Consider the following 24,043-nt stretch of genomic DNA (forward strand, 5'->3'; position numbering starts at 1 on the left):
AAACTTTAACATTAATTTAAAATGCGACCTGAATTTATTCATTTAAGAACTCAAAGCTCTTATTCTTTTCTAGAAAGTGCATTAACGATCGAGAAGGTAGTAGAGCTTGCTTCATCGAATAAAATGTCTGCTATTTGTTTGGCAGATAAGGGAAATTTATTCGGCTCATTAGAGTTTGCATTATATGCAGTAAAAAAAGGACTGCAGCCGATACACGGAGTTATTCTCAACATAAAATATAATATACAGCATCATTCAGCAAGCTTCAGACAAGATGAATTTAAGAGCAAGCCTGCGGAGCGTACAAAAGTACGTGAGCAAAGGCTTGACTCAAAAAATTCGCTTGTATCAAGCTTGCTGAATGATGCTGGAGATATTTTTGCTCAAATTTTACTTATAGCTAAAGATGAAACCGGCTATAAAAATTTACTCAAACTATCAAGCCTTACTTTTACTAAGAATGATCGTAAGATATGCGATCACATTGATTTTGAAGATTTAATCGAATATCAAGAGGGATTAATAGCGTTATGCTGTTATACCGACGGTATTGTCGGGAAATGCTTGCTAGCTCGCAACGAGGAGCAAGCGATGCTATTTGCACGTAAATTACAGGAAATTTTAGGAGATCGTTTTTATTTTGAGATTATGAGACATGATCTACCTGAAGAACAGTTTATTGAGGATAGTTATATTAGAATTGCTGCCGAGCTTGCTATTCCGCTTGTTGCTACTAATAAAGTTTTGTTTAGTGAGAAAAGCATGCATGATGCACATGATGTATTGTTATGTATATCAGCTGGTGTTACTAAAGAATATCCGGATCGAAAAACAGTTAGCGAAAATTGTTATTTTAGATCACCGCATGAGATGATAGAGCTTTTTTCTGATCTACCTAGTGCCATCCAAAATACCGTGAATTTAAGAGAGCGTTGTTATTTTGCAGCACATGCAAACCCGCCGATGCTGCCTAATTTTGCCACCAAAGATATTAGTGAAACGGATTTAATTAGAAAAGATGCAAAAGAAGGGTTGCTTGCAAGGCTTGCTACAAAGTTTAAATCTGAAAATATTTCGTTAGAGAATCAAGAAGAATTGAAAACCGAATATTTTGCTCGTCTTAATTATGAGCTGGATATTATCTGTAATATGAATTTTGCCGGTTATTTTTTGATTGTATCCGATTTTATTAAATGGAGTAAAAAAGAGGGTATTTTAGTCGGACCAGGTAGAGGTTCGGGAGCAGGTTCGGTTGTTGCTTGGAGCTTGCTTATTACTGATCTTGATCCGATTAAATTTGGCTTATTATTTGAAAGATTTTTAAATCCTGAACGTATTTCAATGCCTGATTTTGATATTGATTTTTGTCAAGAAAGGCGTGAGGAAGTAATTAATTACGTACGCTCTAAATACGGTGATAATAGAGTAGGACAGATTATAACTTTCGGTAAGATGCAGGCAAAGGCTGTAATTAAGGATGTCGCTCGTGTTCTTAGTTTACCTTATAAATTCGCTGATTATCTAACAGAACTTGTACCTTTTAGTGCAGTTAATCCCGTTAGCCTAGAACAGGCAATACGTGAAGTTCCGGAGCTTGCAAATGCCGCTAAAGGTAATGGACTGTATAATTTAGAGGGTGAGGCGGAGTTAATTAAGCTAGTGCTTGATACTTCGTTAATTCTTGAGGGGTTACATAGGCATTCCTCAACTCATGCCGCAGGAATCGTAATAGCAGGTACTGATTTAGTCGATATAGTACCGGTATACAAAGATGCTAATTCCGATATGCTGGTAGTCGGTTATTCTATGAAATATTCTGAAATTGCCGGTTTAATTAAATTTGATTTTTTAGGGCTACAAACCCTAACGGTTATTACCGATTGTAAGAAACTGCTTAAAGAGCAAGGGATAGAAGTGGATTTTAACAATATGACGTTTGATGATAATAAGACTTATCAAATGTTGTGTAAAGGTAAAGGAGTCGGCGTTTTCCAATTTGAAAGTATCGGGATGAAAGATGCACTTAGACGCCTTAAACCTGATTCTATACATGATTTGATAGCTCTTGGTGCGTTATACCGTCCCGGTCCTATGGAAAATATCCCTACCTATATAGCTTGTAAGCATAAATTACAACAGCCTGATTATTTACATGAGCTATTGAAGCCAATCTTAGAAGAAACTTACGGAGTGGTGATATATCAGGAGCAGGTACAAAGAATTGCTCAGGTTCTCGCAGGTTATACGCTAGGAGCTGCCGATTTACTTCGTAGAGCAATGGGTAAGAAGATAAAAAAAGAAATGGAGGAGCAGGAAGAAATTTTTGTTAAAGGAGCAATTGCTAATAATATTTCGGAATCTCAAGCTAAATCCATTTTTGCAACCGTGGCTAAATTTGCCGGATACGGTTTTAATAAGGCACATGCTGCGGCTTACGGTGTTATTTCATACCAAACTGCATATCTTAAAGCTAATTATCCTGCTGAATTTTTAGTAGCATGCTTAAATCTTGAATTAAATAATCATGATAAAATTAATTTATTTCTGCAAGAAGCAAAAGATAACGGCATAAAAATTATTGCACCTAATATTAATATTTCTGAAGGATATTTTAGCGTAAAGTCTTCGGACACTGTCATCCCGCGAGCTGCGACTTGTCATCCCCAAGGTTCTCTATGTCATCCCCGCGAAAGCGGGGATCCAGAAAAGCTAGAAACTGCTCTGAATCATAAAAGTATGAAAATGGATTCCCGCTTTCGCGGGAATGACATAGAAGGTATTGGATATGACAAAGAAGAAAATGCAATAATCTTTGCCTTAGGTGCTATTAAGGGAGTCACGCCGAATTTCGGTAAGTTAGTAACGGACGAGCGAAAAGCAAGAGGAATGTTTAAATCAATTACTGATTTTATTGAAAGATTACCCCCAAAATCTATTAACAGTAAATTATTGGAAAATTTAATTAAATCAGGCTGTTTTGATGAGTTACATGATAATAGATTGCAATTATTTTCAAGTATTTCAAAATTGCTTTCTTATTCAACTTCATATCACGAAGAGCAGGGATCTAATCAATTTAGTTTAATTAAAGTTTCTACTTTAAGTCCAACTATTTTAGTATCAAGTGATTATGCCGATAAAAATACCTTAGCTTTTTACGAATTTGAGGCTATGGGTTTATTTATCTCTAATCATCCTCTTATGCAGTATCAAGAAATATTTAGTCGTTTAAATATTTTAAATACTGCGGATTTACAGAATAACTTACCTGAAGGTACTAACCGAGTAAATCTTGCCGGTGTAATACAAAAAAAGGATTCTCGTATGTCAGCAAGAGGTAGATTCGTTACACTCGTGCTTTCCGATCCTGAGAATATCTTTGAGCTTAGTATTTTTAGCGAAGAAGTCTTAAAAGATTATGTACATTTACTTGACGTTAAAAGTTTGGTAGTCGTTAATTGTGATATAATCAAAGATGAAGGAGGAATAAAACTAACGGCAAAAAGCTTTTTATCAATTGAGGATGCAATTAATAATAAACAATTCGAACTACAGCTTTACCCACAAAATCATGAAGAATTACTGCAGATAGTAACCTTGCTTGCAACCCGCATTAATAACAGGGATCAGAGTAATGCTAAAGCTACGATCTATTTACAAAGCGAAGATGTAAAGAATTTTGTAGCAAAAATTACATTACCGGAAAAGTTTTTTCTCCAAGGGCAAGATTTTGAGATTTTAAAAGGATATAGTAAATAGTGGGGTTGTTGCTCGGCTTTCTGTGTCATTCCCGCGAGGCATTGTTGTTTGGATACCGAGTCGTCATTGCGAGCATCCATAGGCTGCGTGACAATCTCATGAAATAATAACAAACTCCTGAGATTGCTTCGTCAATTACTTCGTAATTTTCCTCGCAATGACGAAAAAACCGAGCCATGCAACAAAGCCAATGCCTCGCAGGAATGACATCGAAACCTTGAGTCAATTTTTTATAGGCAATACCTGAATTGACGGTAAAATACGCGAGTTTCATATTAATAGAAGAACTGAATAGCTGATAGTAACTGGGTTACGAGGATATTAGTAATATTGTTTTTGTTATTAAATGTACTTAAAACTGCATAAATTTTTAGTAAATTGTCTTTTTTGACTATAACTATTAAATTGTAAAACTTGTCACACCTCTTACAAACCTTGAAAGGATAAGCATTATAGCATATTCATTAACCATAATTTAGGCATCTTAATACGAAACTCGCGTGATTTTAGAAAAATTAGGTGAATACAAGTTAGCTAGTGAAGCATTTGATAAATATAAAGCATTAGAGCAAAAATTTCCTCAAGATATTATATTAACCGATAAAGGAGAATATAAATTAAAGAAGGAAGAAGCTCTTAATGCTTTAATAGAAGGAAACGAGTTAAATAAATTAGGTAAACACAAAGAAGCTTTAAAGACGTTTGAAAAGCTATTGCATTAGATAATACTAACCCTATGGCTTATTCGTTTAAAGCTTTTGCATTATGTGATTTAGGAAGATATACGGAAGCACTTATAGAACGCGAGTTTCGTATTCAAAAAGTTGCTGAATAGCTGATAGTAACTGGGTTACGGGGATCTTAATAATACTGTTTTTGTTATAAAGTGAGTACAAAATACAAATTGCTAATTAAAATATGGTATTTATAGTATTAGAAAAAAGTTTATAGGTTATTGAAAAAACTTTAAGAGCAATAACCTATGATAATGGATTTTACAGAAATATTTTGTTACGTCGATGATTTTTTTCAAGAATTAGACAAGCATACAAATTCAATTACTAACCATAACAACAAATCTGGTCCTAAAAGTCGACTGAACAGAAGTGAGGTAATAACAATTATAATAGGCTACTGGCAGTCATCTTATGATTGTTTTAAGAATTATTATCTGAAGCAAATATGAATTCATCATCAAAGAGATTTTCAATTAGTAAGCTATAGTCAATTTATAAAAATAATAGGTCCACATTTACCACTATTAGTACTAATATTCAATTCTATTTTGGATCAGTGTGACGGACTCTCTTTTGTAGATTCAAGTAGTATAGAGGTATGTAAGAGATACCGTATTTCAATGAATAAAGTGTTCGCCGGCATAGCAGCAAGCAGTAAGACAACAAAAGGTTGGTTCTATGGACTTAAACTACATCTAATAATTAATAGAGCCGGTGGTATAGTTAAAGCATCTTTTAGCCCTGGCAATAAGGATGATAGAAAACAGCTGGAACTGATAATCAAAAATCTTTTTGGTAAAGTATTCGGAGATCGTGGTTATATTTCGCAACAATTATTTCTACAACTTTTAGAGCAAGGAATTTTTATGGTAACTAGGGTAAAGAAAAATATGAAAAATAAACTTATGTCTATGTTGGATAAAATATTATTGCTTAAAAAAGCATTAATAGAATCTGTGTTTAGTAAAATTAAACTATTGGGGAAGTTTGAGCATTCAAGGCATAGATCAGTTACAAATGCCTTTGTGCATATGGTTGCAGCACTGATAAATTATCAAATGTCTGATAATAAACCTTCTATTACATCTCTCTTGATATGCTAAATCCTATGCTATATTACGCGAGTTTCATATTAAGATGCCTAAATTATGGTTAATGAATATGCTATAATCCTTATCCTTTCAAGGTTTGTAAGAGGTATGACAAGTTTTACAATTTAATAGTTATAGTCAAAAAAGACAATTTACTAAAAATTTATGCAGTTTTAAGTACATTTTATAACAAAAACAGTATTATCAAGATCCCCGTAACCCAGTTACTATCAGCTATTCAGTTCCTCTATTAATACGAAACTCGCGTTTTCTAGTTCTTTAGTTACTTCATTTGATAAATCTATGACGTTAGCTTTTGATTCTTTTATAAGACCAAGAGCAATGGAACTTTTGCCGTTATATCTAAAAATTATGTCCTCATCGGGAGAAGTTAAAGATATTTTCGCTATATCTCGTAATTTTATGATACCTCTGTTTTGTACTTTTAGAATAATATTACCGAATTCTTCCGGTGTAGATAAAGAACCTTCAAGAGTTACTATAAAATTATTACTTTTTGTTTTAATCGTTCCTGCAGGATAATCTTTATTTTGCTCTTTTATTGCGGATTCAATCTCCAATAAAGAAATTTTATGTTGATATAATTTTTTGGAGTAGGGTTCTATTCTCATTATATATTCCCGACCGCCGTAAATTTATGACTGTCCTACGCTTTCAAGTTTATCTAACGGTGTTTGTAGATTATCTTCGACTATCTTTGTTAATGCTAAATCGCTATATTGATCACTTTCAACACTTATGAAGAGGCTTGGGAAACTATCGGCATCAAGTTTTGCAACTGACGGGGCTTTCATATTTTGCGGGAACATATAAGTGATATCCGATATTTTAGAACGAACATCGTTTAATGCTATTTCAATATCGGTAGATAGTAAAAATGATAAAGTAATACTACTTTCGCCGGTGGAACTTTGAGAAGTTATATAATCTAAAATTTTAACCGTCTTTAAAGTTTTTTCTATACGCGTCGTTATTTCTTTTTCCATATATAAAGCATCGGCACCTGCATAATGAGCTTCGACATTTATAATGGGAACTGAAATATCCGGAGTTCCTCTAATTTGTAGTTTGGTAAAAAATTGCTCCAAGAGCTACGATAACCAAACTCAAAACCGTAGCAAAGACAGGACGCTTAATACAAATTTCAGACAATAACATTGGATTTAATATATTTTTCTTTAAAAGTTTTATTCTAAATTAATATGAATAGCGAATTATTACATAATCTGCTATTCGGTTAGAAATATTCTGTATAAAAGGTGAAAGACGGTTTCACTTTTTATATAAATTAAGTATATATTGTTTTTTATTAAAAAACTTATAATTTTTTACAGGGTAGAAAATTAGTTTTTGTAATTTACTATTGACAATAAATTAGGGTTTTAATGATAAATTTTCACTTTAATTACTTGATTAAGATAGTTTTAACAGTATAACTGATGTAAAATGGCTACATTTTTCTATAAATTAATATAATAACGTATATATTTTAAACTTTGTAAATAACTGGCATTTGCAGTATGTAGGTAGTTTGTTATAATTAACTCACATAAAAATATATTGATGTATATTATTGCCAGTTGTATATATTGTTTTATAAAAAAACATCAAATACATATTAACCCATTAAAGGAGAGTTGATTTTATTATGAGTACACATAACAAAAAAGAACCAAAAAAAATGAATAAAACCGAATTTATAGCATTTATGACCGACCATGGTCATAATCATAAACATGCTTCACATAAAACATTAACAAAAGCTGATGCCGAGAAAGCACTTAATTTAGTTCTTGATAGTGTGATTAGTGCTATAAAGAGCCACCATAATATTAATATAACAGGTTTCGGTTCATTTGAAATACATCATAGAAAAGCACGTGAGGGTCGTAACCCAAAAACCGGAGCAAAAATGAAAATAGATGCTTACAATCAACCTACTTTTAGAGCCGGAAGAAAAATGAAAGAAGCTTGTAATTAAAAGAAGTAACTTATAGTACTGATAATTTCCGAATCCCGTTACAAGCTTGCGGGGTGACACTAGAAAAACCGGCTCATGCAACAATGCTCTGCAAAAGCCGGATTGATATAGAACACTTCTTAAGTACAATTCATAACGATATTACAACCATTGATAATCGAACGCCTAGAGTTTAACTTAAAACATAATAAGCTATACAATAGTTGGCTTATTGAAGCCGAAAATATAGAGCAGGTTTTAAAAGATTTAGAAGATTTTATATATATTAAGCTTTTTAAGAATAGCATTCCTCTTGAAAACAATCCTGATTATCATTTCATCGCTAGGGAAACTTCAGCTACATCTAATGCTAAAAATATTTCTATTGAACAAATAAGAAAATTACAAGACTTCTTAAGTAAAACTTCTGCAATCTCAGGTTATAAAGTTGCAGTAATTTATTCGGCGGATCTTATGAATTTGAATGCGGCAAATTCATGCTTAAAAATTCTTGAAGATGCACCAAAGAATAGTTACATTTTTTTAATTACCTCAAGAGCTGCAAGTATTATATCTACAATTAGATCAAGATGTTTTAAAGTTAATGTTAGATCTCCTCTACCTAATGCTCGAAATGATTTATATCTTCAGTTTATTCAGCCGATAGCAGATAACGAAACGTTAGATTTTATTAATCGTTTTACTACTAAAGACCGAGAATTATGGCTAGATTTTATTGATAATTTATTATTATTAATGAATAGAATTCTTAAAAAATCTGCTAACATTAATATTGAACTTCTAGATTTAGAAAACAAGATTTTTAATAAACTGCCAAATAAGCATCCTTCCTATTTACTACAAAAATTTACCGACATAAAAAAGCTAATATATAATACCATTGATTATGATTTGGACTTAAAAACAAGTTATATATTAGTGGTGAATGAGTTTTCTAGTAATTAACACGATATCCCTCCGTTCCTTTCTACGTTATCCATAAAACAACAAAATATATTGGAGAAATATACTCTTTTTTTCTTACTACATGACAATTTTTAGAGATGTAAGGACTAAAGGATTGAATTTTGCTGATAATTCATGATGATAACGGGGAAAGAACTTGGTTTACATATGAAAGATCATTCCACCCCTCTAGTCGAATTATTACAAAAACATATTTCGCTTAATTTATCAAGAGCAAAATGTTTAGGATTATTTATCATTTCAATGCTTAACAGCAGGACAGTAAACATGTCATTGTTATGCAATAGAATGCCGTCTGGGATTAAAGCAGCTTCATGGTATAGAAGGATGCAAAGATTTATCTCTGAAATCTCAATATCATGGAGAGTATTACCTGTTATGTTAGTCATGATGACTGGGTTTGAGCAGGAGCAAAAATGGGTATTGTGTTTAGATAGAATGAATTGGAAATTTGGTAAACGACATATAAATATTTTATATTTAGCTGTCAGTTTTCATGGTATAGCGATCCCCCTTTTTGGAATTTTCTAAGTGATAAAAAGTGTGGTAACTCTGATTATATTGAGCGTATTGATCTGATGGAGTGTTTTTTAGAAGTTTTTGACAAAAACCGCATTGAAGCATTAACCGCTGATAGAGAATTTATAGGTAAGGAATGGCTCTCTTGGCTTAGAACAAATCAAATAAGATACGTTTTTCGAGTTAGAGAAAATAGACAATATATCAGTAATGCAAGGGGAAAAATGGTTAAAATACAAGAGTTATTTCGCCCTCTAGCCATAGGATCGCATGTGAGTTTGTCACAACGTAGAATTGGTACAAAAGGTGAAATATTTAATGTAGTAGGGATCAGAAATAAGAAGAGTGAACTTGCAGTCTTAATACATAGTGATGAGATCAAAAATCCTGCTGAGATATATGCTCAAAGATGGCAAATTGAAACAATGTTCAAAGCTTTTAAATCAGCAGGATTCAACTGTGAAGCAATTCATATTACTAATGATTTACGATTAGATACATTGATGCAAATATTGTCTATTGCATTTTGCCTAGCTTATCAAACTGGAGAGATTATAGTTTTAGATAAACCAATAGTTATTAAAAAACATGGTTATAGGCAAAATAGTATATTTCGTGTTGGATTAGATACGCGAGTTTCATATTAAGATGCCTAAATTATGGTTAATGAATATGCTATAATCCTTATCCTTTCAAGGTTTGTAAGAGGTGTGACAAGTTTTACAATTTAATAGTTATAGTCAAAAAAGACAATTTACTAAAAATTTATGCAGTTTTAAGTACATTTTATAACAAAAACAATATTACTAATATCCTCGTAACCCAGTTACTATCAGCTATTCAGTTCCTCTATTAATACGAAACTCGCGTATATAATGGCTCTGAAGTATATAGTGCGCCAAGAAATTTCTGGGTATTATTTACAAAACCAGAGCAAGCAAAGAAATTAATGGTGCAGGATTACCAACTAGTAGATTTGCAAAATCAGTCTGATGATGAGATAGCGAAGAAGAAACATCTTGGGATGATGGAGTATTTTTTAAAGCATATACATCAAAGGGATATGCTAAAACTATGGGATGAGTTTTTAACTAGATTTAAACCAAGTTTAATAATGGATAAGGAATCAGGATATATTTACTTAAGATCATTTTTATGGTATACTGATGTTAAGATCTCTGAAGATAAGCAACAAGAATTAGAACAAATAATAGTTAAACATTTATCAACAGAAGAAAAAGATAATATTATGAGAATAATAGCTCAAAAATATATAGATCAAGGCGTTCAGCATGGCATAGTTCAAGGTATACAACAAGGGATTGAAAAAGGTAAAGCTGATGGGATTCAAATAGGAGAAGCCAGAGGTAAAGCTGAGGAAAGAGTTGAAATGGCAAGGAAAATGCTATCCCAAGGTTGTGATTTTCCTTTCATTTCTAGTGTTACTGGTCTTGAAGAAGCTTTTATTCGTTCTTTATCGTAAAATATTGTTAATAGGATTTACTTTAGTAGTAGTTTATTTTAAATCGATAAAATTCGTAAATACTCAATTAAAAAAAGATGTTTTCATAAAATTTTTTAATACCGTCTTAGTAACAAAGTTTACAATGCTAAATTAGCGATTTTAAGGGGTGTTATAATAAGATTATTTGTGTTCAGGTAATTTTTTCCCATATCAAGTAATAAAAATCTTTTAAAAATGCTATTATAATGATTTTTACATTTTTGGATTAAAATCAATTTGTAGATTCATTTGTAATTTAGTAATAGGAACATTACCGACAAGTTTTACATAGCATACGCGAGTTTCATATTAATAGAGGAACTGAATAGCTGATAGTAACTGGGTTACGAGGATATTAGTAATATTGTTTTTGTTATAAAATGTACTTAAAACTGCATAAATTTTTAGTAAATTGTCTTTTTTGACTATAACTATTAAATTGTAAAACTTGTCACACCTCTTACAAACCTTGAAAGGATAAGGATTATAGCATATTCATTAACCATAATTTAGGCATCTTAATACGAAACTCGCGTTAAAGAAAGTAATTACTGGATTTCCACAACTGATTATCCCATTATCTTGCTTTAGAGGGATATGATGGATAATCATAAAGAAGAACTAGCAAAAGCTATAGCGGTACAAAGAAAGAAAATAGAACCTACAGGAAGAGGAATATAACTTGCTGCATGAATTGAAAAATAAGTTCGGTGTCATACCGTGGTCAAGTCACGGGGTGACAGGAGTGGAATTAATCCACGCAACAGCACCTTTACAAGAATAACTTAAGAATGGTTAAGATGTCCTACAAAGCAACCATGTTTAGGCAATATTCATTATTAAATTTCTTTCTTCTTGATTCAATTAAAGAGTCAACTAATGATATGTTATATTTATTTCTAGATTTTACTAATGCTTGAAATTCTTTAATGTCCCCCTTCGGGGATAAGAAATCCCTCGCCTTCAGGCGAAGGGAAGATATAATGAAATTGCTTTAGCAATGAATTTATATCAAGAAACATGAGAAGTTATAGAAAGAATAGTCATAGTCAGTATGATTTAAAAGTACATCTTATATGGATACCAAAATATAGGAAGAGAGTATTGATAGGCAAAGTAGCGGAAAGGGCTAGAGATTTACTAAGGCAGATTTGTATGGAACATGAAGTATATATAATTTCAGGGAAAATATCATGTGATCACGTGCATATGTTTATCTCATATAAATCACAAATATCTCTTAGCAAGTTAGTACAGTATTTAAAAGGTAGTAGCTCAAGAATTTTATTGCAAGAATTTGCTCATTTAAGAAAACAATTTTGGGGCAATCATTTGTGGGCTAGGGGCTATATGGCGGTCAGTTCAGGTAATATAACTGATGAAATGATACAGCACTATATTGATGAACAGGAAGGTGAACCTGTGAATGATGATCGATTTCTAATCGATTCCACTTTATAACCCCTCAGCTTATAGCTGAGGGTTCTTTAGTTTTATTTTTTAGTTTTATTTTTTAGCGAAAATTAATAAGATTTTTGTTGGAATAGTTATTCATATTTCAAAAAAATCTTATAATTTGTAGACAAAAAGAGTAAAAATAGATTAAATTAATTTTCTTTCAGACAGCCTAAATAGTTGGTATCATAGTTGTCACCAAAGAAAATATTATATGTCTAATTCAGCTTTTTTAGTTGCATTTTTTACAACGATTATCCGTTATTATGATTATGCTCTATTCGGTTTATCGGCTAGTATTCTTGCACAAAATTTCTTACCTAATATAGAGCAGGATAAACAACTACTCGTTTTTTTTGCCATTCTTAGTGCAGCCGTTATAGTGCGACCTTTAGGGTCTTTAATTTTTGGATTTATCGGAGATAAATACGGGCGTACTAAATCTATCAAGATATCAATGTTCATGAGTAGCATTTCTACCGGATTAATTGCTATTACTCCTTCCTTTGAGATAATAGGTATTTTTGCTACGGTAATACTAACATTATGTCGAATGGTTTTTTTAGCAAGCCTTGCCGGGGAAGTTGACGGAATAAAGGTTTATGTAGCTGAAAAAACAGGAAATAATCGGAAAAATTTAAATATAGGAATAGTTTCATGTTGTAGCCAAATAGGAGCATTATTTGCGGCTATAGCTTATTATTACGCTAGTAATTCCGATATCCAATATTTATGGCGTTTTAATTTCTTTATCGGTGCAATATTTGGTTTATTTGCTATTTTGATGAGAAATTTTTTTAAAGAAAGTAGCGAATTTTTATATTATAAAAGTACTATAGAGCTAAATTTAGAAAGGTTTAGACAAGATGAATTTAAGGAAGAGTCTGCGGAGCGTACAAAAGTACGTAAACACAGACGAATGCCGCAAAATTCGCTTGTATTAAGCTTTCTAAATGACGCTCGGCAAATTATAAAAGATAATAAACTATCCTTTATAATAGCATTATTAGTAAACGGTGCTATTGGAGGAGTATACCACTTTTTAGTAATTTTCTTAGGAGTTTTTTTAACAAAAATAGCTTTTATAAATCATCCTGAAATAAGATTTATGAATATAGCTCTTACTACTACCTATGGAATATCAGCCGTTTTTGCAGGGCTGCTTGCCGATAAAATAAACCCTTTAAGACAGATTGCATGGGCTTTATTTGCCAGCATTATTGTTGCTTTAGGAATGCAAATAATGTTATACAAACAAATATTTAATATTCTCTGTCCCGTTATATTAATAGGGCTTGCAGCATTTTATGCAGTACCGCTACAAATTATTGTTCAATCCTTATTTAAGACTAATGTTAAAATGAGGCTTTATAGTCTATCACATTCTTTTGGAGGTATTATTCTATCCTCAACTACTCCTTTCTTTAGTATGTTGTTGTGGCAAAATTTTAAGTCACTATCTCTAACTTTAAACTTTTTCATATTTTTGCTTATAATATTAATGAGTACAGTGTTGGTTTTACGTAGGATGTCATCCTCGTAAAAAGGCTTGTTGTGTGGATCGGAAAACGCACTCGTTGTCATCCCGTGGCTTGACCACGGGATCCAAAAAACAACTTAAAATATACATAGAAATAACATCAATTGCCTTAGATATTTCTTCCGTCTTTACTGCGACCTGTAGGTTTTATGCTAGGACTACTTGAAGATTTGGAGCTTTGCTGTGCTTGTGTCCCAATTTGCTTCGCTTCTTTTGCTAAGTTTTCAAATTTGTCTTTTAAGCTTTTTGTATTGCCTTTTAGCTTTAAATCGTGAGTTATTTCGTTAATATTCAATTTTTTAGGAGTTGGATGATATATAGGCTCTTTAGATTGAGTATGTTTAGAATGTTCTATTGCAAATTTTGTATGAGGTCTTATTAGTTTATTCTCTTTCCCTGTACCTTTCTGTTTTTCTTCCTCCCATTTATCCCATTCCTCAGGTGATGTCCAGTATCTTTTTATTTTACTATCAACCTCAATTCTGGATTAGATAATTTTTAGATATAGCTGGTTTGTTAGATTTCATACAGTAAGCAACAAGAGTAGATAAGATATGGACGAAGGCATTCCAAATTGATCTATGTCTTGTATGTTCAAGTTCAAAAACCCCTTTAGTACACTAAAAACTGTTTCAATAATTGAGCGTTTGCGTAGTAAAATTTTTTCAATTAATGGTATAAGTTTATTCTTCATGTTCTTCTTTATCCCAGTTACCAACTTGATCTCTCTGACGTATAGTTCATCAAAAAGTTCTTGTTTTATATAGCATTTATCCCCAAACAACAATCCAGTAATACGTTTGGTTATTTCTGGCACTGGCACTCTATCATCTATGTTGCCAGGCGTTAGTTTTAAACCTTGAATCTCTCCAAGTTCATTAATCAATAAATGTAATTTAAAACCAAAGAACCAACCTTTTGTTGTTTTGCCTAATGCAGCAATACCAGCAAACACCTTATTGCGAGATACTCTTTTTGGATGACAAATTGCTAAAGATGTTGCATCAATATAAGAGACTCCGGTAGGTTGAGATTGATACATATACCATTCAAGCAATAAAACTAAATACGTTAGAATTCTGGGTTTTAAAGCTATAAAACGAGTATATGATGGAAGAGTTACAAATTCAGATTTATATAATTGTAGATAGGACATATAAAAATATTTAAAGTTTTTACAAGGTGATTGATGATATAAAAGTACTATTGTTAATAGCTCAGAATGGCTTATCTTAGACTCTCTTGTAGGTTTTTTATTGCTAATTGGTAAAAAAGACCGACTAATCCAATATTCAGCAACTTTACAAAAATCATCGACAAAATAAAATAATGCGGTAATATCTTTCTTCAAGGGGATATTCTTGTTTTTTTGCTAAAAACTTATATAGAATATCTTCTATCCCTTGTAAATACTTCCATTCCTACCTCTTTTAATCCAGAATTCGGGTTGAAAGGTAAATATGCTATTTCTTTAGTTAAATCGAATAATACATATTTTATTCCTTTAATAAAGGCGTTTTGCACTCCTGCAAGAAATAATATTATTGCTAGCGGAGTAATAGTAATCCAACAAATTGCACTCTTTAATACAGGTTCGAATAAAATTAATATGAAAAACACTGTTCCAAAAATTAGTGTTATAACAGGGGTTAATAAAGCTCCATTTAGCCAACTTATCTTTCTAAATATATAGCTATTAAAAACGGCATAAAAGATTGTAAAGATACCAGTCCACAAAAGTACTGTCCCTTTATAATGTATAAGTTGTTCAGGTTGTTTATAAAATTCTACAGATTTAGCAAACCACACCCCTTCTAATAGATTAATAGTGAGACTATAGGAAGCAATAATAATAGTCATAAACTGTAAGTATCTTGAACTTAAAATGACCTTAAAATTATTGTAGAAAGTATATGTGTTTTGTTTCTTGAAATCTTTCTGATTCATACATGTTTTTTCTTCGTATAGCTTAAGCAGATAAGGTAGTTACTTTTTGTAATACGTGATAAACAGCATCAAAAAAATATGTAAAGTTACTAGTATCTTTTCTAATTTGATGTTTAATTTTAAACCTGAAAGAAGCTACAACCAAAGTATATCCATATTTTACTCCTTCATGGCATAAGTATTTAAGAACTGTTGGATTTTTCAGTACAATCATATTACTACCAATAGCAACTATTATTATGCCTATATTACTCTTTCGAAGAGAAGAAAATAGTAGTTTAGAGGATAAAAGTAATAATACAGATCACAGTGATATAGAAGATTTTAAAGATGCGGTAATTACAATAAATGGTTAAAGTTTGGAATGTGAATATATAACCTAATTTAGTAGACTTTAACTATTTTATTAAAAGCATATACACTCTGCCTTAATCTATGAGGTACAACGAGTATTATGCTAAAGAGTTTAGATAAACTAAAACCATGAGGAATAATATGAGAGATTTACAAAAGTCAAAACAATTAATTATTGAATGTCAAAAATATAGCGCCTCGAAACGTGTTGATTTAGAAGGAACATATAATTTCATTATTGATAAAGGTCAAGGAGCCTACGTTTGGGATGTAGATGGCAATAAATATATTGATTATACTTCTTCTACTGGAGCAATTATTTTAGGTTATAGATATGATGAAGTAGATAATGCTGTAATAGAACAGGTGAGAAATTATGGTAGTATATTTACAACTACTTTATCAAAACTTCAACTAGAACTAGCAAAGAAAACTCTGAATCTTTTCCATGGTTATGAAAAAGTGCTCTTTTTTAGAACTGGATCATGTGCTACAACAGCTGCAGTGAGATTAGCAAGAATTTACAGCAGAAAAAAAATAATATTAACTTCTGGATATCATGGATGGCATGATTGGCATCTTAATATTTTTCCACGTTTTAAGATAGAAGATCCAAATTATTTAGATTTTTCTTATAACCTTAATCTTTTAAAATTTTATTACGAACAACATAAAGGACAGGTAGCGTGTACTATTATTACTCCAGAACCAACTTTTTTTCCAAACGAATATTTTGAAGAGTTATATCAAATTACAAAATTTTATGGATCAATACTAGTATTTGATGAAGTAATGTGTGGCTTTAGAATTCATTATGGAGGATTTTATTCTCAACTAAGTTTTACTCCTAATTTATTAGTCATAGGCAAGGGGCTAACAAATGGGTATGTATTATCTGCAGTTTTAGGACAGAAAGATATCATGGTAGCTAGAGAAAAAACACACTTAGTTGATACATTTCACAATGAACAGACACCAATGGCAGCAGCTATTGCAACATTAGATGTTTATATGCACAAGAACGTAATAAATAAATTAAATTTCATTGGCAATCAATTAATTCAAGGCCTCAGTAATCTTTTTTTAACTTTCGGAGTAAAGGCATGTATCAAGAAATATCCAGCATTGTTTCACATTATTTTTGATAATGAGAAAATTGAAACTGCGTTTCATCGTACATTACAATCAAGAGGCATATTATTTCATCCATTTGATCCCCAAATGGTCAATTTTTGTCATTCTGAAGCAGATATACGTTATACTCTTCAAACAGTAGAAGAAGTATTAAAAATATTGAGTAAGAAATTTCCAACAGAGTTTGGTTTATCAGATACATCATTAAGTCAAGCATCGTTAGATTTTCGTACTTTACACGAGTTTGGTGGATTAATGAATTATAAACTGCCAATAGAGCAAATACCGATCAATTGGTTGCAAAATGATAGATAAAAATCCTATTATCAAAATGGTTCTAGCGCAATACCCTCTTGTGAATTTTGAATCACAAAACGATATACCGGGTTTGGGGTACAACCATTAGAAAAACATTAACATTACGCGAGTTTCGTATTAATAGAGGAACTGAATAGCTGATAGTAACTGGGTTACGAGGATATTAGTAATATTGTTTTTGTTATAAAATGTACTTAAAACTGCATAAATTTTTAGTAAATTGTCTTTTTTGACTATAACTATTAAATTGTAAAACTTATCACACCTCTTACAAACCTTGAAAGGATAAGCATTATAGCATATTCATTAACCATAATTTAGGCATCTTAATACGAAACTCGCGTAGTATTAGAAAAAAGTTTATAGGTTATTGAAAAAACTTTAAGAGCAATAACCTATGATAATGGATTTTACAGAAATATTTTGTTACGTCGATGATTTTTTTCAAGAATTAGACAAGCATACAAATTCAATTACTAACCATAACAACAAATCTGGTCCTAAAAGTCGACTGAACAGAAGTGAGGTAATAACAATTATAATAGGCTACTGGCAGTCATCTTATGATTGTTTTAAGAATTATTATCTGAAGCAAATATGAATTCATCATCAAAGAGATTTTCAATTAGTAAGCTATAGTCAATTTATAAAAATAATAGGTCCACATTTACCACTATTAGTACTAATATTCAATTCTATTTTGGATCAGTGTGACGGACTCTCTTTTGTAGATTCAAGTAGTATAGAGGTATGTAAGAGATACCGTATTTCAATGAATAAAGTGTTCGCCGGCATAGCAGCAAGCAGTAAGACAACAAAAGGTTGGTTCTATGGACTTAAACTACATCTAATAATTAATAGAGCCGGTGGTATAGTTAAAGCATCTATTATGGTTAATGAATATGCTATAATCCTTATTATCCTTTCAAGGTTTGTAAGAGGTGTGACAAGTTTTACAATTTAATAGTTATAGTCAAAAAAGATAATTTACTAAAAATTTATGCAGTTTTAAGTACATTTTATAACAAAAACAATATTACTAATATCCTCGTAACCCAGTTACTATCAGCTATTCAGTTCCTCTATTAATACGAAACTCGCGTTAATAAAAGGATATGGTAAAGTAATTAGAAAATAGTTATACCAAGTCCATATTCATATGATTTAAGAAAGAGAGTGATTCAATGTAACTTTACATATTTTTTTGATGCTGCTTATCACGTATTACAAAAAGTAACTACCTTACCTGCTTAAGCTATAGCTACACTTAATATATTTCGTGATTTATGATTATTGATTACTCGATTATATGTAAGTAGTAATGTATCATCACCTAAATTAATGGCATCAATGGCACTATCAGGGTTTAATAAGTTTACTGGTTCTAAATTACTCCAATATATTCCATTATTTATGGAGATTGATCTGTGTATGTAAGTAACGCGAGTTTCGTATTAAGATGCCTAAATTATGGTTAATGAATATGCTATAATCCTTATCCTTTCAAGGTTTGTAAGAGGTGTGACAAGTTTTACAATTTAATAGTTATGGTCAAAAAAGACAATTTACTAAAAATTTATGCAGTTTTAAGTACATTTTATAACATTATCATCTTTGGATATTGGAATATCAAGGACAACAGCTGTATCCAACGTACTAATTGAGTAGAAATATTATACAAGATATTAACCAATGTATCTAATCCAACACGAAATATACTATTTTGCCTATAACCATGTTTTTTAATAACTATTGGTTTATCTAAAACTATAATCTCTCCAGTTTGATAAGCTAGGCAAAATGCAATAGACAATATTTGCATCAATGTATCTAATCGTAAATCATTAGTAATATGAGTTGCTTCACAGTTGAATCCTGCTGATTTAAAAGCTTTGAACATTGTTTCAATTTGCCATCTTTGAGCATATAATCTCAGCAGGATTTTTGATCTCATCACTATGTATTAAGACTGCAAGTTCACTCTTCTTATTTCTGATCCCTACTACATTAAATATTTCACCTTTTGTACCAATTCTACGTTGTGACAAACTCACATGCGATCCTATGGCTAGAGGGCGAAATAACTCTTGTATTTTAACCATTTTTCCCCTTGCATTACTGATATATTGTCCATTTTCTCTAACTCGAAAAACGTATCTTATTTGATTTGTTCTAAGCCAAGAGAGCCATTCCTTACCTATAAATTCTCTATCAGCGGTTAATGCTTCAATGCGGTTTTTGTCAAAAACTTCTAAAAAACACTCCATCAGATCAATACGCTCAATATAATCAGAGTTACCACACTTTTTATCACTTAGAAAATTCCAAAAAGGGGGATCGCTATACCATGAAAACTGACAGCTAAATATAAAATATTTATATGTCGTTTACCAAATTTCCCTTACTACATGACAATTTTTAGAGATGTAAGGACTAAAGGATTGAATTTTGCTGATAATTCATGATGATAACGGGGAAAGAACTTGGTTTACATATGAAAGATCATTCCGCCCCTCTAGTCGAATTATTACAAAAACATATTTTGCTTAATTTATCAAGAGCAAAATGTTTAGGATTATTTATCATTTCAATGCTTAACAGCAGGACAGTAAACATGTCATTGTTATGCAATAGAATGCCGTCTGGGATTAAAGCAGCTTCATGGTATAGAAGGATGCAAAGATTTATCTCTGAAATCTCAATATCATGGAGAGTATTACCTGTTATGTTAGTCATGATGACTGGGTTTGAGCAGGAGCAAAAATGGGTATTGTGTTTAGATAGAACGAATTGGAAATTTGGTAAACGACATATAAATATTTTATATTTAGCTGTCAGTTTTCATGGTATAGCGATCCCCCTTTTTGGAATTTTCTAAGTGATAAAAAGTGTGGTAACTCTGATTATATTGAGCGTATTGATCTGATGGAGTGTTTTTTAGAAGTTTTTGACAAAAACCGCATTGAAGCATTAACCGCTGATAGAGAATTTATAGGTAAGGAATGGCTCTCTTGGCTTAGAACAAATCAAATAAGATACGTTTTTCGAGTTAGAGAAAATAGACAATATATCAGTAATGCAAGGGGAAAAATGGTTAAAATACAAGAGTTATTTCGCCCTCTAGCCATAGGATCGCATGTGAGTTTGTCACAACGTAGAATTGGTACAAAAGGTGAAATATTTAATGTAGTAGGGATCAGAAATAAGAAGAGTGAACTTGCAGTCTTAATACATAGTGATGAGATCAAAAATCCTGCTGAGATATATGCTCAAAGATGGCAAATTGAAACAATGTTCAAAGCTTTTAAATCAGCAGGATTCAACTGTGAAGCAACTCATATTACTAATGATTTACGATTAGATACATTGATGCAAATATTGTCTATTGCATTTTGCCTAGCTTATCAAACTGGAGAGATTATAGTTTTAGATAAACCAATAGTTATTAAAAAACATGGTTATAGGCAAAATAGTATATTTCGTGTTGGATTAGATACATTGGTTAATATCTTGTATAATATTTCTACTCAATTAGTACGTTGGATACAGCTGTTGTCCTTGATATTCCAATATCCAAAGATGATAAAATGAAAAATTGTCATGTAGTAAGCAAATTTCCAATTCGTTCTATCTAAACACAATACCCATTTTTGCTCCTGCTCAAACCCAGTCATCATGACTAACATAACAGGTAATACTCTCCATGATATTGAGATTTCAGAGATAAATCTTTGCATCCTTCTATACCATGAAGCTGCTTTAATCCCAGACGGCATTCTATTGCATAACAATGACATGTTTACTGTCCTGCTGTTAAGCATTGAAATGATAAATAATCCTAAACATTTTGCTCTTGATAAATTAAGCGAAATATGTTTTTGTAATAATTCGACTAGAGGGGCGGAATGATCTTTCATATGTAAACCAAGTTCTTTCCCCGTTATCATCATGAATTATCAGCAAAATTCAATCCTTTAGTCCTTACATCTCTAAAAATTGTCATGTAGTAAGATGAAAAATAAACTTATGTCTATGTTGGATAAAATATTATTGCTTAAAAAGCATTAATAGAATCTGTGTTTAGTAAAATTAAACTATTGGGGAAGTTTGAGCATTCAAGGCATAGATCAGTTACAAATGCCTTTGTGCATATGGTTGCAGCACTGATAAATTATCAAATGTCTGATAATAAACCTTCTATTACATCTCTCTTGATATGCTAAATCCTATGCTATATTACGCGAGTTTCGTATTAAGATGCCTAAATTATGGTTAATGAATATGCTATAATCCTTATTATCCTTTCAAGGTTTGTAAGAGGTATGACAAGTTTTACAATTTAATAGTTATAGTCAAAAAAGACAATTTACTAAAAATTTATGCAGTTTTAAGTACATTTTATAACAAAAACAATATTACTAATATCCTCGTAACCCAGTTACTATCAGCTATTCAGCGACTTTTTGAATACGAAACTCGCGTTTTTAACATCTTCATTATTTCTATAATAATCACTACAATCATTTAGTAGTATGTGAAATATTGTTGTTTTTAATGTATCGCTTTTAGTTGCCGGTAAATTTTGAGCAAGTAACCCTAATATGTCCTTACCTTTTATAATAGTTTCATTATTATTTTTTGCTTCTTTAAAATACCATGTTTCGTGGTTTTTTATTTAAAAATGCTTTAAATTGGTAATTGACTGAATAAATAAAAATGTTTATTATCAGTCCAAATTAAATGTAAAAGTATATTTTATGAAAGTTGTTAGCTCATTAAAATCATTAAAAAAACGTGATAAAGATTGTCAGATCGTTAAAAGAAGAAGCAAAATTTTTGTAATAAATAAAAAGAATAAAAGATTTAAAGCAAAACAAGGCTAATTAATCGGATGAACTTGAAAAATTGCCTTACTCTTTTGCTTTCAAGAATTGAATTTTATTTTATCGAGGATTCCTGTACTCACGTACTAAGTTGTACGTTGCGTGCAGTCACCTCTCAAAATAAAATTCAATTCTTGAAAGCATGTGAGTATATGTCGTCTTTGTAAGTTCTCGGATGCTGAACGTTTAATATACGCTCCGCTCCTCGGCTTACAGACTCCTTGCTCTTTTCCAAGTTGATCTTTGTATACTAGTCTTCATTTTACTTCGGAGTATATAATACTACTTTTGAAAGAAAAGAAATAAATATGGCCGGTCACTCAAAGTTCAAAAATATTCAGCATCGTAAAGGGGCTCAAGATAAAAAAAGAGCAAAAGTTTTCACTAAATTAATTCGTGAAATAGTTACTGCAGCTAAAACCGGTTCTTCTAATAATCCTGAAAATAATCCACGTCTTAGAAATGCTTTAACCTCCGCACGTAGTCAAAATCTCCCTAAAGAAAGAATAGATAAAGCTATTAATAGTGCTAATGATTCTTCTAATACCGAAAATTATACGGAAATTAGATATGAAGGTTATGCCCCGAATGGTATTGCTATAATAGTTGAAGCTTTAACCGATAATAAAAACCGCACTGCTGCAGAAGTACGCTCTAGTTTTACTAAATATGGTGGAAGTTTAGGCGAAACCGGTAGTGTCAATTATTTATTTAAACATTGCGGCGTTATTCAATATCTAAGCAATATAGCATCGAATGAAAATATTTTAGAAGCAGTTATAGAGTTAGATGTAGATGATATTATCTCTGATGATACCACCCATACAATCTATACGGATATTGAAAATTTTTCCAAAGTTCTAGAATTTTTAACCGGCAAATACGGTATACCTGAAGACTCTTATATAGGCTGGATTCCATTAAATACAATAATTATAGATGATAAGGAAAAAGCTGAAAAATTACTAAAGCTCGTGGAAATTTTAGAAGAAAGCGACGATGTACAAAGAGTTTTCGGGAATTATGAGTTATCTGATGATGTTTATGAAATAATACAAGGAGAACAATGACTTATAACGATACAAATTATCAAATAATTATTTTAGCAGCCGGTAAAGGTACTAGAATGGAGTCCGATTTACCGAAAGTAATGCATAAAGTTGGCGGAGTTCCAATGCTTGAAACGGTATTAAAGAATTCGCTTAACGTCACAAATGATGTAATTATAGTTTATTTAGAAGAACTTAAAAAACATTTAACGCCCTATGAAAATATGTGTTGCTTTGTACTGCAAGAAGAACCTAAAGGCACAGCTCATGCTACTTATGCAGCAATAGATTTAATTGATAAAAATAAAACAATATTAGTTTTATACGGCGATCATCCTCTTATTACTCCAAAACTTATGCATGAATTAATAGATTACTTAAGCCTTACTAATTCTGCATTAGTGACTTTAAGCTTTGAGAGAGCAAATCCGGCTCAATATGGAAGAATAGCTACTGATAAAAATGGTGAATTTTTAGAGATAATCGAATATAAAAATGCAAGTGAAGAAGAGAAAAACATAAAACTTTGTAATTCAGGTATTATGGCTTTCAGTAGCGGAATTTTAAATAAATACTTACCTTTATTTGCTACTAATACTAACGGTAATAAGGAAGTTTATTTAACTGAAATAGTAAAAATATGTAAAAATCATGGTGAAAAAGTTTCATATTTATTATCTACTGATCATGATTTAATTGTTGGTGTTAATACTAAAAATGAGCTAGAAGAAGCTAATAATATTTTTTCTAAGAATAAGTCTTAGTATTACCCGCATGGATACCGA

The 24,043-nt window shown here is 31.3% G+C and carries 24 protein-coding genes and 3 pseudogenes; 18 read left to right on the forward strand and 9 right to left on the reverse strand.

Going from position 1 to position 24,043, the window contains the following annotated elements; all coding sequences use genetic code 11:
* The first annotated feature begins 21 nt into the window (after window positions 1-21).
* The 3 genes from dnaE (at window position 22) to REIS_RS10725 (ending at window position 5,599) form a co-directional block, all read left to right on the forward strand.
* Complete coding sequence (gene dnaE / locus REIS_RS01150) at window positions 22-3,759, forward strand: DNA polymerase III subunit alpha (protein ID WP_008579418.1); 3,738 nt, start codon at window positions 22-24, stop codon at window positions 3,757-3,759.
* Window positions 3,760-4,259: 500 nt separating this feature from the next.
* A complete protein-coding gene (locus REIS_RS01155; protein WP_008579419.1) occupies window positions 4,260-4,481 on the forward strand; it encodes a hypothetical protein in 222 nt (73 codons plus the stop codon).
* A gap of 464 nt (window positions 4,482-4,945) precedes the next feature.
* Complete coding sequence (locus REIS_RS10725; protein WP_083787731.1) at window positions 4,946-5,599, forward strand: IS982 family transposase; 654 nt, start codon at window positions 4,946-4,948, stop codon at window positions 5,597-5,599.
* 257 nt (window positions 5,600-5,856) lie between these two features.
* On the opposite strand, the pseudogene REIS_RS11880 reads toward REIS_RS10725, so the two are convergent.
* Window positions 5,857-6,766 (reverse strand): annotated as a pseudogene (locus REIS_RS11880) (efflux RND transporter permease subunit); the annotation flags it as partial.
* 490 nt (window positions 6,767-7,256) lie between these two features.
* Between REIS_RS11880 and REIS_RS01175 the strand changes: the two are divergent.
* From REIS_RS01175 to REIS_RS01205, 7 genes and pseudogenes are all read left to right on the forward strand, one after another.
* Complete coding sequence (locus REIS_RS01175) at window positions 7,257-7,589, forward strand: HU family DNA-binding protein (protein WP_008579420.1); 333 nt, start codon at window positions 7,257-7,259, stop codon at window positions 7,587-7,589.
* Between the two features lie 150 nt (window positions 7,590-7,739).
* Entirely contained in the window at window positions 7,740-8,534 is a 795-nt protein-coding gene (locus REIS_RS01180) for a DNA polymerase III subunit delta' (protein ID WP_008579421.1), read from the forward strand.
* 135 nt (window positions 8,535-8,669) lie between these two features.
* On the forward strand, window positions 8,670-9,086 hold the full coding sequence (locus REIS_RS01185) for a hypothetical protein (protein ID WP_008579422.1): 417 nt from the start codon (window positions 8,670-8,672) through the stop codon (window positions 9,084-9,086).
* Between the two features lie 47 nt (window positions 9,087-9,133).
* On the forward strand, window positions 9,134-9,721 hold the full coding sequence (locus REIS_RS01190; protein WP_008579423.1) for a transposase: 588 nt from the start codon (window positions 9,134-9,136) through the stop codon (window positions 9,719-9,721).
* 233 nt (window positions 9,722-9,954) lie between these two features.
* Window positions 9,955-10,557: pseudogene (locus REIS_RS01195) on the forward strand (Rpn family recombination-promoting nuclease/putative transposase); the annotation flags it as partial.
* A gap of 1,041 nt (window positions 10,558-11,598) precedes the next feature.
* A complete protein-coding gene (gene tnpA, locus REIS_RS01200) occupies window positions 11,599-12,039 on the forward strand; it encodes an IS200/IS605 family transposase (protein WP_008579210.1) in 441 nt (146 codons plus the stop codon).
* Between the two features lie 208 nt (window positions 12,040-12,247).
* Window positions 12,248-13,576, forward strand: coding sequence for an MFS transporter (locus REIS_RS01205; protein ID WP_008579428.1), 1,329 nt, complete (start codon window positions 12,248-12,250; stop codon window positions 13,574-13,576).
* Between the two features lie 106 nt (window positions 13,577-13,682).
* Here the strand turns inward: REIS_RS01205 and REIS_RS01210 are convergent, their stop codons facing one another.
* The 4 genes and pseudogenes from REIS_RS01210 to REIS_RS01225 all read right to left on the reverse strand — a co-directional run bounded on the left by REIS_RS01210 (window position 13,683) and on the right by REIS_RS01225 (window position 15,734).
* Window positions 13,683-13,868, reverse strand: a complete 186-nt coding sequence (locus REIS_RS01210) for a hypothetical protein (RefSeq protein ID WP_008579429.1) — start codon at window positions 13,866-13,868, stop codon at window positions 13,683-13,685.
* 181 nt (window positions 13,869-14,049) lie between these two features.
* Window positions 14,050-14,924, reverse strand: a pseudogene (locus REIS_RS01215) (IS982 family transposase).
* A 29-nt stretch (window positions 14,925-14,953) separates the two neighbouring features.
* Entirely contained in the window at window positions 14,954-15,520 is a 567-nt protein-coding gene (locus REIS_RS01220) for an ATP/ADP translocase (protein ID WP_008579431.1), read from the reverse strand.
* A gap of 22 nt (window positions 15,521-15,542) precedes the next feature.
* The gene (locus tag REIS_RS01225) at window positions 15,543-15,734 is read right to left on the reverse strand and encodes a hypothetical protein (RefSeq protein ID WP_037214221.1); all 192 of its coding nucleotides are present in this window, start codon (window positions 15,732-15,734) and stop codon (window positions 15,543-15,545) included.
* Between the two features lie 281 nt (window positions 15,735-16,015).
* Here REIS_RS01225 and REIS_RS10730 point away from each other — a divergent pair, with 281 nt between their 5' ends.
* Window positions 16,016-17,323, forward strand: a complete 1,308-nt coding sequence (locus REIS_RS10730) for an aminotransferase class III-fold pyridoxal phosphate-dependent enzyme (protein ID WP_008579434.1) — start codon at window positions 16,016-16,018, stop codon at window positions 17,321-17,323.
* Window positions 17,324-18,026: 703 nt separating this feature from the next.
* Window positions 18,027-18,290 (forward strand): transposase, encoded by a 264-nt coding sequence (locus REIS_RS11895; RefSeq protein ID WP_008579436.1) that lies wholly within the window; start codon window positions 18,027-18,029, stop codon window positions 18,288-18,290.
* Window positions 18,291-18,576: 286 nt separating this feature from the next.
* Here the strand turns inward: REIS_RS11895 and REIS_RS11900 are convergent, their stop codons facing one another.
* The 3 genes from REIS_RS11900 to REIS_RS15325 form a co-directional block, all read right to left on the reverse strand.
* Window positions 18,577-18,759, reverse strand: coding sequence for an exo-alpha-sialidase (locus REIS_RS11900; RefSeq protein ID WP_256377132.1), 183 nt, complete (start codon window positions 18,757-18,759; stop codon window positions 18,577-18,579).
* 164 nt (window positions 18,760-18,923) lie between these two features.
* The gene (locus tag REIS_RS15320) at window positions 18,924-19,226 is read right to left on the reverse strand and encodes a hypothetical protein (RefSeq protein ID WP_050755343.1); all 303 of its coding nucleotides are present in this window, start codon (window positions 19,224-19,226) and stop codon (window positions 18,924-18,926) included.
* 4 nt (window positions 19,227-19,230) lie between these two features.
* Entirely contained in the window at window positions 19,231-19,593 is a 363-nt protein-coding gene (locus REIS_RS15325) for a transposase (RefSeq protein ID WP_008579396.1), read from the reverse strand.
* A 194-nt stretch (window positions 19,594-19,787) separates the two neighbouring features.
* Here REIS_RS15325 and REIS_RS01250 point away from each other — a divergent pair, with 194 nt between their 5' ends.
* Together REIS_RS01250 and REIS_RS01255 are read left to right on the forward strand one after the other, a co-directional pair.
* Window positions 19,788-20,204, forward strand: coding sequence for a hypothetical protein (locus REIS_RS01250; protein ID WP_008579220.1), 417 nt, complete (start codon window positions 19,788-19,790; stop codon window positions 20,202-20,204).
* A 38-nt stretch (window positions 20,205-20,242) separates the two neighbouring features.
* A complete protein-coding gene (locus REIS_RS01255; RefSeq protein WP_241760926.1) occupies window positions 20,243-20,917 on the forward strand; it encodes a transposase in 675 nt (224 codons plus the stop codon).
* Here REIS_RS01255 and REIS_RS11905 read toward each other — a convergent pair.
* Complete coding sequence (locus REIS_RS11905) at window positions 20,854-21,276, reverse strand: hypothetical protein (protein WP_008579489.1); 423 nt, start codon at window positions 21,274-21,276, stop codon at window positions 20,854-20,856. The genes REIS_RS01255 and REIS_RS11905 overlap by 64 nt on opposite strands.
* A gap of 126 nt (window positions 21,277-21,402) precedes the next feature.
* Between REIS_RS11905 and REIS_RS11910 the strand changes: the two genes are divergently transcribed.
* From REIS_RS11910 to REIS_RS01275, 4 genes are all read left to right on the forward strand, one after another.
* Window positions 21,403-21,549, forward strand: coding sequence for a hypothetical protein (locus REIS_RS11910; RefSeq protein ID WP_008579438.1), 147 nt, complete (start codon window positions 21,403-21,405; stop codon window positions 21,547-21,549).
* A gap of 534 nt (window positions 21,550-22,083) precedes the next feature.
* Window positions 22,084-22,209 carry a type B 50S ribosomal protein L36 gene (gene ykgO, locus REIS_RS01265; RefSeq protein ID WP_008579439.1) on the forward strand — a complete coding sequence of 42 codons (126 nt, stop codon included), beginning with the start codon at window positions 22,084-22,086 and terminating at the stop codon, window positions 22,207-22,209.
* A gap of 308 nt (window positions 22,210-22,517) precedes the next feature.
* On the forward strand, window positions 22,518-23,279 hold the full coding sequence (locus REIS_RS01270) for a YebC/PmpR family DNA-binding transcriptional regulator (RefSeq protein ID WP_008579440.1): 762 nt from the start codon (window positions 22,518-22,520) through the stop codon (window positions 23,277-23,279).
* The gene (locus REIS_RS01275) at window positions 23,276-24,022 is read left to right on the forward strand and encodes a sugar phosphate nucleotidyltransferase (protein ID WP_008579441.1); all 747 of its coding nucleotides are present in this window, start codon (window positions 23,276-23,278) and stop codon (window positions 24,020-24,022) included. Before REIS_RS01270 ends, REIS_RS01275 begins: the two co-directional genes overlap by 4 nt.
* Window positions 24,023-24,043 lie beyond the last annotated feature (21 nt).

It is taken from the genome of Rickettsia endosymbiont of Ixodes scapularis (assembly GCF_000160735.1).
Lineage (GTDB): Bacteria > Pseudomonadota > Alphaproteobacteria > Rickettsiales > Rickettsiaceae > Rickettsia > Rickettsia tamurae.

Excerpts from the sequence above, each read along its gene's own strand:
- dnaE (WP_008579418.1), top strand. The coding sequence starts at position 22 with ATGCGACCTGAATTTATTCATTTAAGAACTCAAAGCTCTTATTCTTTT.
- REIS_RS01175 (WP_008579420.1), top strand. The coding sequence starts at position 7,257 with ATGAGTACACATAACAAAAAAGAACCAAAAAAAATGAATAAAACCGAA.
- REIS_RS01185 (WP_008579422.1), top strand. The coding sequence starts at position 8,670 with ATGATGATAACGGGGAAAGAACTTGGTTTACATATGAAAGATCATTCC.
- REIS_RS01190 (WP_008579423.1), top strand. The coding sequence starts at position 9,134 with ATGGAGTGTTTTTTAGAAGTTTTTGACAAAAACCGCATTGAAGCATTA.
- tnpA (WP_008579210.1), top strand. The coding sequence starts at position 11,599 with ATGAGAAGTTATAGAAAGAATAGTCATAGTCAGTATGATTTAAAAGTA.
- REIS_RS01205 (WP_008579428.1), top strand. The coding sequence starts at position 12,248 with ATGTCTAATTCAGCTTTTTTAGTTGCATTTTTTACAACGATTATCCGT.
- REIS_RS01220 (WP_008579431.1), bottom strand. The coding sequence starts at position 15,520 with ATGAATCAGAAAGATTTCAAGAAACAAAACACATATACTTTCTACAAT.
- REIS_RS01225 (WP_037214221.1), bottom strand. The coding sequence starts at position 15,734 with ATGATTGTACTGAAAAATCCAACAGTTCTTAAATACTTATGCCATGAA.
- REIS_RS10730 (WP_008579434.1), top strand. The coding sequence starts at position 16,016 with ATGAGAGATTTACAAAAGTCAAAACAATTAATTATTGAATGTCAAAAA.
- REIS_RS15320 (WP_050755343.1), bottom strand. The coding sequence starts at position 19,226 with ATGTTCAAAGCTTTTAAATCAGCAGGATTCAACTGTGAAGCAACTCAT.
- REIS_RS15325 (WP_008579396.1), bottom strand. The coding sequence starts at position 19,593 with ATGGAGTGTTTTTTAGAAGTTTTTGACAAAAACCGCATTGAAGCATTA.
- REIS_RS01250 (WP_008579220.1), top strand. The coding sequence starts at position 19,788 with ATGATGATAACGGGGAAAGAACTTGGTTTACATATGAAAGATCATTCC.
- REIS_RS11905 (WP_008579489.1), bottom strand. The coding sequence starts at position 21,276 with ATGATGATAACGGGGAAAGAACTTGGTTTACATATGAAAGATCATTCC.
- ykgO (WP_008579439.1), top strand. The coding sequence starts at position 22,084 with ATGAAAGTTGTTAGCTCATTAAAATCATTAAAAAAACGTGATAAAGAT.
- REIS_RS01270 (WP_008579440.1), top strand. The coding sequence starts at position 22,518 with ATGGCCGGTCACTCAAAGTTCAAAAATATTCAGCATCGTAAAGGGGCT.
- REIS_RS01275 (WP_008579441.1), top strand. The coding sequence starts at position 23,276 with ATGACTTATAACGATACAAATTATCAAATAATTATTTTAGCAGCCGGT.